Genomic DNA, 12,970 nt, shown 5'->3' with positions numbered 1-12,970 from the left:
GTGGATTAAGAATCAGTATAGAGAGTTAAACATCAATCTCTGCAGTGCAGCGACGAATTTTTTCTGCATGGATGGCTACCGGGTGCATGACTTCAAGAAGGGAAAATTCAACCAGTTGCCAATTTAGTGAACCTATTGAATTTAATGTTCTAGAATGGATATTTAAATACTTATGCTAATGAGTGCGTTGATCCAAGAAGGATTAACGCTTTTTTTGTTAAGTGCAAGAAGGATTATCTATATTTAATCCCCAACAAGGGTAAATTAACCTAAAGAATTGTAAGAGGTGCTTTATGAAACAATTTGTTTTTGTGATTTTATAGTCTCTTTATTAGTTTAGTCCTTTTTCTTCAAATTTAAATGCTATTACTATGCCTTGTAGCATGGTTTGAATTCAATTGATAAAGAACTAAAAAATGCAACAGGATTAGCTTTTGGAAAGAGTATATTTTCCATTACAATTATCTTGTTGTTTTTTGATTGATTAGGTATTATTACATAGGAAATATGTATCTGTTTCTAGTGTTTAAAAAGCATTCTCAAATAAATAAAAAGTAAAATTGTATTATTCTCTTTATGAGGTGTAAAAGTGGAAAATTTTATTGATTCTTTGTCAGAATTTGTATTTTGGTATCCGTTAATTATGTCCGTGCTTTGGATTGCTGGTTCAAGTCTTTTCTTTAAATTTCGTGAAAAGGAAGAATTTATAGACTTTGAAAATATTGACTGGCCATTGATTAGCATTTTGGTACCATGCTATAACGAGGAAGAAACGATTGAAGAAACGATCCAGCATTTGTCTGGAATATCCTATCCAAAAAAAGAAATTATCGCAGTAAATGATGGAAGTACAGATGATACCTTTAAAATCCTTCGACGACTGGCTAAGCAGCATCAAGATCTCAAAATCATTGATTGCCAGGAGAATAGAGGCAAGGCAAATGCTTTAATAATTGCTTGTCATGCATCAAAAGCAGAGTACCTTATCTGCGTAGATTCTGATGCATTATTAGATCAATATGCAGCACATTACCTTATATATCATTTCCTACATAAGGGAGAAAGGTTAGGAGCGGTAACAGGTAATCCAAGAATCCGTAATCGTGATACATTGCTTAGTCGATTACAGATTGTTGAATACGCGTCAATTATAGGAGCGATTAAAAGAACACAAAGAATACTAGGTAAAATCATGACCGTTTCAGGAGTAGTTGTAGCATTTCGAAAAAAGGCTCTAATTGATGTTGGATTATGGGACAGAGATATGATCACAGAAGATATATCTGTCTCTTGGAAATTACAACAGCGTTTCTGGGATATTCGCTATGAGCCACGTGCATTGTGTTGGATGCTTGTTCCTGAAACGATAAGAGGTATTTGGAAACAAAGAATTAGATGGGCTCAAGGTGGACAAGAGGTTATGATGAGAAATTGGCGGATTTTGTTAGACAGCCGCCAAAGAAGAATTTGGCCTGTATACCTAGAACAATGGGTTAGTCTGATTTGGTCCTTTTCATGGGTATTTGTTACATTATTCTATTTGTTTTCTGCAACTACGATTCAGCAGTTTTTTATATGGATAACATTTTCGTCCTTTTCCCTTGTTTTTATGAGTCTTATCCAACTTTGGTCATCGATAAGAGTCGACTCAAAGTATGACAATATTACAAAGTATTACCTATGGGCTGCGTGGTACCCTGCTATTTACTGGATATTAAACGCTTTTATAGTCATGTTTGCTCTTCCAAAAGCGATTAAATCTAGATTGAAAGGGGGGTATGCAACATGGTCAAGTCCAGACAGAGGCAACAGAAAAGTGAGTTAATTATCCATACAAAAATTAATTGGTTAAGGGAATTGGTGATATCAATATTTTCAATTGTTGTCTGGTTTTATTGTTTAGGTGTTATTATCTTTTTTATTAGTGCTTTAATTGATTACAATGATCGCTATATCAGTCTTATAAAAACGTCTTTTAAAATGACTAACAGTGATATTCGTTCTTTTCTTTTTATTGTCTTCATTATATGGATTGTTTTTTATCTAGGGCTTTGGAGTTGGAAGCTGTACAATAAAAAAAGGTTTGGATCTTTAAATAGAAGAGTCTACCCTGAACATTCTACAAAAGAAGATCTTTTAAGCCTTAAGTTAATAAGCGAAAAAGATTTTGACTCTTTACACGAATCAAATGTCATTATATTTGAGAAAAATCCTATAAAAGATCTATATATAAGGTGAATTTTATGAAAAAATATATTTCTGGTTTTTGTATAGTATTAATCATTATTTTAGCTAGTTATTTATTATTTAGTAATATTAAATTTTCTAAACCAGCTATGAGTTTCCCCGAAGAACTTGATACAAACGGATGTTTGGGCTTAAATTACCATCGTATACGTGAAGACACGCTACTGAACAAATCCATTGAATTCTTAACAGGATCTGATGAATTAACAATGTATAACGTGTATGAAGATGACTTCAACAAACAAATGAAGCATTTGAAAGAACAAGGGGCTAAATTTCTCAACCCTGATGAGATCCGAGAAGCTCAAGAGGATGGGAAATTCCCTGAAAAGTGTGTTTGGATTTCTTTTGATGATATTGACATTTCTGTTTATCGCAATGCATTCCCCATTTTGAAGGAATATGAAATTCCCTTTACATTATTCGTTATCGCAGGACAAGTTGGAAATGAATTTGGCAACTTAAACCTCTCTTCATGGAAGCAACTGAAGGAAATGGTTGATAGTGATTTAGCAACTGTTGGTTCTATACGTATGATATGCATAAATTAGTAGATGAGGAGCCAATCTTTTTTAAGGAAGAAATGCAAAAAAAATTCGAAAAGGATCTTCACTTAAGTAAAAAAACAATCGAAAAGAAATTAAACGTAAAAGTGAAGGATTTCGCTTATCCATACGGAAATGGTAGAGACGATTTAGCAGACTTGATTCACCGAAATGGATTTGAAAGTGCCTATATTCTTGCGCCTAGATCGATAACGGCTGATAACGATAAATACTGGATTAACCGTATACTTGTGAATGATGAAGTTTTTGAAAACATTGTGGATAAATGGATTGATTAATTATTGAAATAAACTAAGCAAGGATATTAATACTTAATAAAAAGAGGAAAAATTCTAATTGAACTAAATGGTACGATTATTCAATTAGGATAGTCGGTTCTTGTGAAGGACGCAGATTGGTAGAAGAATCATTGTGAGAGTACAAGGTATAATTTACGATTTTAGGAGAAGACAGCATGGAAAATGAAATATTAAAAATTTTTGATGATGATAGAAATCAAATAGGCATTGCTACTCGTGAAGATGTACATAGATTTGGATATTGGCATGAAGCGTTTCACTGTTGGTTTATTAGTAAAGAACGAGATACATATTATCTGTATTTGCAACTTCGTAGTGCTACAAAAAAAGACTATCCAAATCTTTTGGATATTACAGCTGCTGGGCATTTACTTGCTAATGAAACAGTTCAAGATGGTGTAAGAGAGGTTAAGGAAGAAGTTGGGATTTATATTTCCTTTCATGAATTAATACCTTTGGGAATAATTGATTACTGTGTAACAAAAGAAGATTTTATTGATAAGGAATTAGCAAACGTATTTTTATATAAAAGTGAAAAATCCTTTGATGACTTTACTCTTCAAGAAGAAGAAGTTGCAGGGATTGTTAAAGTTGAATTTAATCATTTTGTAGAACTATGGTCTGGTGAAAGAGAAACAATTAAAATAAGGGGATTTAAAATAAACAAAGATGGAAATAAAATTTTAATTGATGAGAATGTAGGAAGAAAAAAATTTGTACCTCATCAAACGGAATTTTATAAGACTGTTATTCAAAAAATGAAAGAAAAGCTTTGATAGACCTATTCTACTTAACAATACCAAAGAAGATCCATCTCAATCGTTATAAAAGATGGAGATAGCTCAAATCAATAATCTATGTATTGGTTTGTCTGGATGAAGAATCAGTATAGAGAGTTCAATATATTTTCATTCTCTGTAGTGCAGTGACGAATTTTTGCTGCATGGATGGCCACCTGGTGCATTACTTCAACAAGAGGTAATGCACTTTTTTATTGAACTACAGAATGAGTTTAGTTGAACGAACAGGATTTGTTTAATGATTTATAGAAAGTCATATTAAGAATCAGTAAAGACAGTTCAACTTGTTTTCATACTCTGTGGTACAGCAACGAATTTTTATTGCATGGACGGCTAAGGAGCAGTACATCCAGAAGGGGTTATGCCAATTTAACAGGTAGTGGAACAAAGTAAAAGCTTACAAGGGGGAAAATGATGAATTTAAAGCAATTCGAACATTATATCAAAAGACTCTTTTATGAAGAGTTATTGGAAGTACTTAATGAAGATTACGGTTTTACTAATAAGTCTAATGACTCGATTTCTACTATTGGGTATGCTACTAATTTATCTATCGAAACAATTGAGAAAGCTGCTGAGAACAATATTGATTTAATGATTACTCATCACGATGCCTGGGATTTTATTTATGGATTAAAAGAGGAATGCCTAAAGAAATTAAAAGAATACAATATCAGTCACTTCTGGATACACGGTCCATTAGACTTTATCGAATTTGGCACTTGTACTTCTCTTATGAATGTTATTGGTATTGATAACATTATTAAATACTCGGTCTATGATCATGGCGATGTGCCTGGAGTAGGAGTATTTAGTGAACCTATTGAATTTAATGTTCTTGTCCAAAAAATGAGAGATAAGTTAGAGGAGCCGGTTAGATTCTGGAGAAATAACGATAAGATGGTAAAGAAAGTAGGAGTATTAACTGGTGCAGGACATTCTACAAACCATATAAAAATAGCTCTTGAAGAGGGATGTGATACTTATATAACTGGAGAAGTAACTTTATATACTATTCAATATGCTAAATTTGTAGGGATTAACCTTTTAGTTGGCAGTCATACTTTCACAGAAATTTTTGGTGTAGAAAGTTTAGCAAATAAAATCCAAGAATTAAACAAGGATATTAAAATTATAAAGTTAAAGGAAGATCATTTCGAACTGAACCAGCAATAAAATGGAGAATAGATATTTAATTTCTAAAGTGTTAAGAAAAATTACCGTTCTTATGTAAAATATAGGTAATACCTTTTTCGCTTAATTAGGAGGAAACAATGGATATAAGACTTTTGAAACCTTTAGATGCCGAGAATTATCGGAATATTAGATTAGAAGCTTTACAAAACAATCCTGAGTCATTCGGTTCAAGTTACGAGGAGGAAAAAGAAATTCCCTTAGAGACATATAAGAGTCGATTTCAATCGGATGAATCTTTTACTTTTGGGGCATTTGAAAATGAAAAACTTGTTGGTGTAGTTACTTTGGTTAAAGAAAATAAGCTCAAACTAAAACATAAAGCCAATATCTTCGCCATGTACGTTTCACCTAAAAAACGTGGTATTGGAATCGGAAAGTGTTTAATGGTAGAAGTAATTAATAAGGCAAAAGATTTGAAAGGAATTGAGCAGATTTATTTATCTGTGGTGACAACAAATGAGTCAGCAAAAAAACTCTATTCTTTTTTGGGTTTTGAGGTTTTTGGTAGTGAAAAAAGAGCATTGAAATTTGAGAATACATATTTAGATGAAGAGCATATGGTTTTGTTTCTTTAAAAGCAATTGTTATTTAGGGGGCGGGTGCATTTTGAATTAAGAATTACACTTTTTCTTTATATTAGGACCATTTAATGAAACAACACACTTTAAAAAGAAACTGGGATTTGTGTAAAAGTATAGATGATATTCTGAAGGATTGTACTTAAACGAACTGAGCAGATGAGTGCAACAAAATAAATTTGTACTCTTCCTAATATAATTATAGCATTTAAAAAATGGTTAATATAGACTTTTTATTCTCATTTTCTACTGCTAAAATCAATAGGACATTAATGGTTAGGAGAGATGTAAATGAGTTCTTTGGTTCTCGGTTTTCAGGAAATGGAAAAATCTCAGCTATTGCTCGTTGGCGGAAAAGGGTTAAATATAGGGGAATTATCAAAAATCCAAGGATTACAAGTACCAGAAGGATTTTGTATTACAACTGTAGGGTATCAAAAAGCCATCGAACAAAATGAAACGTTTCAAGCTTTGTTGGAACAACTAACAATGCTAAAAGTAGAGGATCGAGATCAAATTAGTGACATCAGCAGGAAGATTAGACAAATCATTATGGAAGTAGAAATTCCTTCCGATGTTGCAGGCGCAGTTGCTCATTATCTCTCCCTGTTTGGCGATGAACATGCATATGCAGTGCGTTCTAGTGCGACTGCTGAAGATTTACCACATGCCTCTTTTGCTGGTCAACAAGACACCTATTTAAATATCATCGGAAAAGATGCAATCTTGCAGCATATCAGCAAATGTTGGGCTTCCCTATTTACGGATCGTGCGGTAATTTACCGTATGCAAAACGGATTTGACCAAAGCCAAGTGTACATATCCGTTATCATTCAACGGATGGTTTTCCCACAGGCATCAGGGATTTTATTTACCGCTGATCCAATTACTTCTAACCGAAAGCTACTATCAATCGATGCCAGTTTTGGACTTGGAGAAGCACTGGTCTCAGGCTTAGTCTCTCCCGATTGTTATAAAGTAAGGGAAGAGGAGATCACAGATAAGATAATTGCAACCAAGAAATTGGCTATCTATGGACGAAAAGAAGGCGGAACAGAGACAAAGCAGATCGATCCTGATCAGCAAAAGACACAAACACTTACTGACCAACAGATTTTAAAACTAGCACACATCGGAAGAAATATCGAAGCTTATTTCGGCCAGCCACAAGATATCGAATGGTGTTTAGTAGATGATACATTTTATATCGTCCAGAGTCGTCCAATCACCACTTTATACCCCATCCCTGAAGCGGAGACCCAAGAAAATCACGTCTATGTATCTGTAGGTCATCAACAAATGATGACTGACTCCATGAAACCATTGGGATTGTCTTTTTTCCTGTTAACGACTCCTGCACCGATGCGTAAAGCTGGTGGAAGGTTGTTTGTTGATGTCACACAGCAACTGGCTTCACCTGTCAGTAGAAACATTTTATTAAATGCTATGGGACAACACGATCCGCTCATGAAAGACGCACTTATGAACATCATTGAGCGTGGAGATTTTATAAAATCGTTACCAAATGATATTAAAGCACCGAGTACCAGCAGAGGCAATACCGATATGTTGGAACAAATTGAAAACAAACCATCAAGCGTTTCTGATTTGATTAATCGTAGCCAAACATCCATTGAAGAGTTAAAACAAAACATTCAAACGAAAAGACGATCAGATTTATTTGATTTTATTCTAGAAGATATACAGGAATTAAAGAAGATTTTATTTGACCCACAAAGTACAGCTGTATTTACGGCTGCTATAAATGCTTCATCATGGATCAATGAAAAAATGAACGAGTGGTTAGGTGAAAAAAACGCGGCGGACACGCTTTCTCAATCTGTACCAAATAATATTACGTCGGAAATGGGTCTAGCACTATTGGATGTCGCAGATGTGATTCGTCCTTATCCAGAAGTAATTGATTATTTACAACATGTAAAAGATGATAACTTTTTGGATGAACTAGTTAATTTTGATGGTGGACAGGAAGCTAGAAACGCTTTCAATGCTTTTCTCAACAAATACGGAATGCGATGTGCCGGAGAAATCGATATCACGAAAACTCGTTGGAGTGAAAAGCCTATTACTCTTGTTCCCATGGTTCTCGGTAACATTAAAAACTTTGAGCCAAATGCTGGAAAGAGGAAATTTGAACAAGGGCTGCGTGTTGCTTTGAATAAAGAACAAGAGTTATTAGATCGATTGAAGCAATTACCGGATGGTGATCAAAAAGCTAAAGAAACAAAACGAATGATCGACCTAATCCGGAATTTTATCGGCTATCGTGAATATCCAAAATATGGCATGATTAATCGCTATTACGTTTATAAGCAGGCTTTACTGAAAGAAGCCGAACAACTCGTACAAACGGGCGTTTTCCATGAAAAAGAAGATATATACTATCTTACTTTTGAAGAACTTCACGGAGTCGTACGCACCAATAAACTGGATTACCAGATCATCAGCAAACGAAAAGACGAGTACAAATTTTATGAAAAACTAACTCCTCCACGTGTTATCACGTCTGATGGTGAAATCATTGTAGGTGAATACAAACGAGAAAATCTCCCAGCCGAAGCGATTATAGGTCTACCTGTTTCTTCCGGAGTTATCGAGGGACGCGCTCGTGTGATCTTAAACATGGAAGATGCTGATCTAGAAGATGGAGATATATTAGTCACCTTATTCACTGACCCTAGCTGGACACCATTGTTTGTATCCATTAAAGGCTTAGTCACTGAAGTTGGTGGACTGATGACCCATGGAGCAGTGATCGCACGTGAATATGGCTTACCAGCAGTTGTTGGAGTGGAAAATGCTACCAAACTGATAATAGATGGGCAACGAATTCGCGTACATGGAACAGAGGGGTATATCGAAATATTGTAATTGCCGAATACGTCCAATAATTAATAGCAACGCTCCCATATTGTCAGAGCGTGTCTCACTGTCCCTATCTTATAGAAATTATACTATGGTTTGCACCAGATTCCGACAAAACTTACGCTAATACAATTAATTCAAATGTTATATAAAGCGACGCAAAACATACCTTTGCGTCGCTTTATTTGAACCATTGATAAAGGATTACTACTTTGATGGGGGATAAGTAAAATGTACATAAAAACCAAAAGGTTATTGATTCGTAAATTTGAGTTTAAAGATTGGCAAGGTGTATATGAATATACATCAGATCATAATGTGATGAGATATATACCAGAAGGAGTTTTTACTGAAGAAGATGCAAAAGAGTTTGTAAATAAAAATATGGGTGATACTGCTGAAAAATTTCCTGTCGTATTAATCGATGGAAATATTCTTATCGGGCATATTGTTTTTTACAAATATTTTGGTGAACATACTTATGAGATTGGATGGGTATTTAATCCCAAATATTATAATAAAGGATATGCTTCTGAAGCAGCCAAAGCTATTTTAGAATTTGGTTTTGAAAAAATAAAATTACATAGGATTATCGCTACATGTCAACCACAAAATATTCCATCATATCGAGTAATGGAGAAGATTGGAATGAGAAGAGAAGGATATTTTAAAAAATGTATTCCGAAGGGTAATGAATGGTGGGATGAGTATTATTACGCTATTTTGGAAGAAGAGTGGAAATGAACCAAAATGACAAGCTTCCCGAATGTACTTGATGAGCAGGACTAGAGGTTTTTAAGTTTCCTAGGCTTTTGAAAAAAGCAAATCCAAACTAGGTTTCTAGCGAAATAATGATAGTATTTATTAAGAAATGGAGGTTTGTTAAATGAATGTTTCAATTGAAGAATTAACAGGAGAGTATGTACGAATTGTACCAATGGAAAGGAGTCATATACAAGGTTTATATGAAATCGGGAACGATAAAACCATTTGGACTCATCTACCAAAAACCATACAAACATTAAATGATATGGAGTCATTTGTAGAAGAAGCATTAGACAAAAAAGAAGTTGGAATAGAGTTTCCATTTGTAATTTTACTTCGTGAAAACAACAAAATAATTGGGACTACAAGATTTCTTGAAATCTCTAATATAAACAAAAGTTTAGAAATTGGATGGACTTGGTTAACTCCATCTGTATGGGGGACAACTATTAACACGGAATGCAAATACTTATTACTAAACTATTGTTTTGAAACCTTGAAGACTATTCGTGTTCAATTCAAAACCGATGAACAAAACATTAGGTCACAAAGAGCAATAGAACGAATAGGAGGGGTAAAAGAAGGGGTTTTGAGAAATCATATGATTAAAAAAGATGGAACTTTCCGTAATTCAGTATTTTATAGCGTTATCGAAAGTGAATGGACATCAATAAAACATAAATTAGATATTACTTTACATAGTAGTAAAAAATCAATTACTTAATTATTGACCTAACGTTTGCTTTACTTCAAAAAGAGGTAGAGCATTTTTTTATTTTTAATGGTTTGGTTTCTCTTGACCATCATCACGCAACCCTACAGTTACATGTGCTTGACAAGCAACCGTAGGGTTGCTTATACTCAATATATGAATAGGGACAAAGACGTTATATTCAAAGCACTTGGCGACTCGACTCGGAGGCTTATATTAGACGAACTATCCGAACGCAACGAGCTGACGTTGTATGAACTTACGGTACGTCTCATTATGAAGCACGATCTTTCTATTTCGCGACAAGCTATAGCTAAACATCTTTCTGTATTGGAAGATGCAGGACTCGTAATATCAAAACGAAGGGGAAAATATCGAGTAATTATATTCAACAACGAACCACTTAAAAATTTGCTGAAAGGATGGATAGAGTAAATTTGACTAATGTGTTCGTTATATTGCTTGTAGAGAAATTGTTAGCACAGCACCATGCATCACAACTATCGAAGGAGGAAAAAACAGTATGAAAATCATTGTTACCAGTATATTCGTAGAAGACCAAGATAAGGCACTAGAATTTTATTCAGAAACGCTGGGATTTGTAAAAAAGCATGACGTTCCCACAGGAGAATTTAGGTGGATAACGCTAGTTTCTCCCGAGGAACAAAAAGGTACCGAGCTATTACTTGAACCGAATAACCACCCAGCCGCTAAAGAGTATCAAGAGAAGTTATTTGCTGAAGGCATCCCAGTAACAATGTTTGGGGTTGCAGATATTCACGCAGAGTATAAACGATTAATAGATAAAGGCGTGAAGTTTACTATGGAACCGACAAAAATGGGCGATCTCACAATAGCTGTCTTCGACGATACATGCGGCAACCTTATTCAAATCATGCAGGAGTAACTTCATGACGAAGTATCCTAGTTCTAACGACTCTATTGCTATGTATTAAATTCGGTGAAGTGTTTTTTATCAAAAGTTAAACCACTTTATGTTAACCCTGTCCTAATTTTAGGACGGGGTTATGCATTTTTAAGGTCTAAAAATAACTGAGATTTTTATCATTCGACAAGAAATGTAACATTGTGAATAAGTTCACTTAAACAACCAAGACTTCAGTTGAACAACAAAATTAAAAATTAATCCTAACTAAGGCTGGATCAAATATAGATCCAGTCTTTTTGTTTCAATAGTTCTTTATTCTCTTTCATAGAAGAAAGGCAATTCTGCTTTTTTACATAGATATAAAAGAAGTAAATAAAAATAAAAATGGGTTTGACACAACATCTACTTTGTAATACTATATAGTAGTACTATGTATTACTAAGTAGAATATTAGGAGGAAATATGAAGGATTTAACTGAAATGCTTAAAGGTGTTCTTGAAGGGGTGGTGCTTCAAAAGATCCGTGCTGGAGAAACATACGGCTATGAAATAACTAAGTACCTAAACGATTTAGGCTTTGACGATATTGTAGAAGGAACAGTCTATACCATTCTTGTTCGAATTGAAAAAAAAGGACTAGTCGAGATTGAGAAGAAAAAGTCAGAGCTCGGGCCTGCGAGAAAATTCTATACTTTAAATACAAAAGGCGAACAAGAATTAGAAAATTTTTGGAAGAGATGGACATTTTTAGAAAATAAAATGAATGAGATAAAGGAGCAAAGTAATGATTAAAAAGATGATTCAAGAAAAACGGGAATATCGTGACTATAAAAAAAGGGTGGATAATTTACCAGAAGAATACAGAAAGGCAATGAAAGCAATTGAAAACTACATGTGGAACTATGCTAAAGGATCAGGAATGCTGGAGCTATTAAAAAATATTTTAGATATGTTTGAGAATAGTGCAAGTGATGGTCTAAGTGTACGAGATGTAGTCGGAGATGATATTGCCGAATTTGCCGACTCATTACTAGCAGAATTTCCAGAAGAAACATGGATGGATAAAATGAGAAAAAAATTAAGGGATTCTATTGAGTAAAGGGGAGAGAACCATGAATTCAACAGTCCTTAACATCAAAAATGTGAAAAAGAGTTTTAAAGAGAATGAGGTTCTAAAAAATGTAAATATCACTGTTAAAACAGGTTCCATATACGCTTTATTAGGAGCGAATGGAGCGGGGAAAAGTACTTTATTAAGAATTGTAACCGGGTTATTAAATAGTGATGGTGGGAAAGTGACAATCCAAGACATAGATGTTGCTAACAATCCGGTAGTGGCACAAAAGTTATTTAGCTTTAGTTCCCAGAATACTACGGTTGACGGAGTACTCACTGGATACGAAAACCTTCATCTAATTGCTAAATTACGTCATGAACGCTATCCAAGAAAAATTGCTGAAACTCTGTTAGATAAATTTGATCTGACAGAAGCGAAAAATAAAGCTGCCTCCACTTATTCAGGAGGAATGCGTCGCCGTCTTGACTTAGCCATGAGTTTAGTTGGGGATCCAGAAATTATATTTTTGGATGAACCCACTACTGGATTAGACCCGAAAAGCAGGCAGGAGCTTTGGAATACGATTAAAGAAATGAAGTCTCAAGGGAAAACCATCTTTTTAACGACTCAATATTTAGAGGAAGCAGATTATTTAGCTGACCAGATCGGTTTTTTACGTGAAGGTGAAATTGTTGCCAATGGTACTCCAGATGAAATGAAACGTTTGGCAGGAGCAGATAAATTACTTCTAGTATTTAATAATCATCAAGATACTGAAAGGGCTTTAAATCTTTTGGAATCTTATTCCCCAATCAATAGAGCAGATTGTGAGATTTCCATAGATTTAGATGAAGAAATAAAAACGACCTTGGACGTATTGAATGCACTAACAACTGAAAAAATTGAACTCAAGACATTCAAAATGATTACTCCAACCCTAGATGATGTATTCATGACACTTACGAAAGGATGAA

The 12,970-nt window shown here is 34.3% G+C and carries 15 protein-coding genes; all 15 read left to right on the top strand.

All coding sequences use genetic code 11. The features are described 5' to 3' along the window. The first annotated feature begins 589 nt into the window (after positions 1 to 589). The 15 genes from pgaC (at position 590) to HUW50_RS22030 (ending at position 12,969) form a co-directional block, all read left to right on the top strand. Entirely contained in the window at positions 590 to 1,825 is a 1,236-nt protein-coding gene (gene pgaC / locus HUW50_RS22100) for a poly-beta-1,6-N-acetyl-D-glucosamine synthase (RefSeq protein WP_185653276.1), read from the top strand. Continuing rightward, entirely contained in the window at positions 1,786 to 2,238 is a 453-nt protein-coding gene (locus tag HUW50_RS22095) for a poly-beta-1,6-N-acetyl-D-glucosamine biosynthesis protein PgaD (protein WP_185653275.1), read from the top strand. The genes pgaC and HUW50_RS22095 overlap by 40 nt, the downstream gene beginning before the upstream one ends. A gap of 5 nt (positions 2,239 to 2,243) precedes the next feature. Further along, positions 2,244 to 2,798, top strand: coding sequence for a polysaccharide deacetylase family protein (locus HUW50_RS22090; protein ID WP_185653274.1), 555 nt, complete (start codon positions 2,244 to 2,246; stop codon positions 2,796 to 2,798). Positions 2,799 to 2,830: 32 nt separating this feature from the next. Further along, positions 2,831 to 3,091 (top strand): polysaccharide deacetylase family protein, encoded by a 261-nt coding sequence (locus tag HUW50_RS22085; protein ID WP_185653273.1) that lies wholly within the window; start codon positions 2,831 to 2,833, stop codon positions 3,089 to 3,091. A gap of 176 nt (positions 3,092 to 3,267) precedes the next feature. Further along, the gene (locus tag HUW50_RS22080) at positions 3,268 to 3,888 is read left to right on the top strand and encodes an NUDIX hydrolase (protein ID WP_185653272.1); all 621 of its coding nucleotides are present in this window, start codon (positions 3,268 to 3,270) and stop codon (positions 3,886 to 3,888) included. 438 nt (positions 3,889 to 4,326) lie between these two features. Continuing rightward, positions 4,327 to 5,088: a Nif3-like dinuclear metal center hexameric protein gene (locus HUW50_RS22075; RefSeq protein ID WP_185654095.1), complete on the top strand. Its 762-nt coding sequence runs from the start codon at positions 4,327 to 4,329 to the stop codon at positions 5,086 to 5,088. Positions 5,089 to 5,186: 98 nt separating this feature from the next. After that, on the top strand, positions 5,187 to 5,684 hold the full coding sequence (locus HUW50_RS22070; protein ID WP_185653271.1) for a GNAT family N-acetyltransferase: 498 nt from the start codon (positions 5,187 to 5,189) through the stop codon (positions 5,682 to 5,684). A 294-nt stretch (positions 5,685 to 5,978) separates the two neighbouring features. After that, a complete protein-coding gene (ppsA, locus tag HUW50_RS22065) occupies positions 5,979 to 8,579 on the top strand; it encodes a phosphoenolpyruvate synthase (protein ID WP_185653270.1) in 2,601 nt (866 codons plus the stop codon). A gap of 225 nt (positions 8,580 to 8,804) precedes the next feature. Next, positions 8,805 to 9,317, top strand: coding sequence for a GNAT family N-acetyltransferase (locus tag HUW50_RS22060; protein ID WP_066333910.1), 513 nt, complete (start codon positions 8,805 to 8,807; stop codon positions 9,315 to 9,317). A 142-nt stretch (positions 9,318 to 9,459) separates the two neighbouring features. Continuing rightward, entirely contained in the window at positions 9,460 to 10,062 is a 603-nt protein-coding gene (locus tag HUW50_RS22055; RefSeq protein ID WP_066333914.1) for a GNAT family N-acetyltransferase, read from the top strand. Positions 10,063 to 10,206: 144 nt separating this feature from the next. Continuing rightward, the gene (locus tag HUW50_RS22050; RefSeq protein WP_066333995.1) at positions 10,207 to 10,485 is read left to right on the top strand and encodes an ArsR/SmtB family transcription factor; all 279 of its coding nucleotides are present in this window, start codon (positions 10,207 to 10,209) and stop codon (positions 10,483 to 10,485) included. An 88-nt stretch (positions 10,486 to 10,573) separates the two neighbouring features. Next, positions 10,574 to 10,957: a VOC family protein gene (locus HUW50_RS22045; protein WP_066333917.1), complete on the top strand. Its 384-nt coding sequence runs from the start codon at positions 10,574 to 10,576 to the stop codon at positions 10,955 to 10,957. Positions 10,958 to 11,401: 444 nt separating this feature from the next. After that, entirely contained in the window at positions 11,402 to 11,731 is a 330-nt protein-coding gene (locus HUW50_RS22040) for a PadR family transcriptional regulator (protein WP_066333920.1), read from the top strand. After that, a complete protein-coding gene (locus HUW50_RS22035) occupies positions 11,724 to 12,038 on the top strand; it encodes a DUF1048 domain-containing protein (RefSeq protein WP_066333923.1) in 315 nt (104 codons plus the stop codon). Before HUW50_RS22040 ends, HUW50_RS22035 begins: the two co-directional genes overlap by 8 nt. Before the next feature lie 13 nt (positions 12,039 to 12,051). Then, complete coding sequence (locus HUW50_RS22030) at positions 12,052 to 12,969, top strand: ABC transporter ATP-binding protein (RefSeq protein ID WP_185653269.1); 918 nt, start codon at positions 12,052 to 12,054, stop codon at positions 12,967 to 12,969. Position 12,970 lies beyond the last annotated feature (1 nt).

It is taken from the genome of Metabacillus sp. KUDC1714 (assembly GCF_014217835.1).
GTDB classification, from domain to species: domain Bacteria; phylum Bacillota; class Bacilli; order Bacillales; family Bacillaceae; genus Metabacillus; species Metabacillus rhizosphaerae.
The sequence above is the reverse complement of the archived record's forward strand: the minus strand, read 5'-3'. Positions and strand labels throughout refer to the sequence as shown.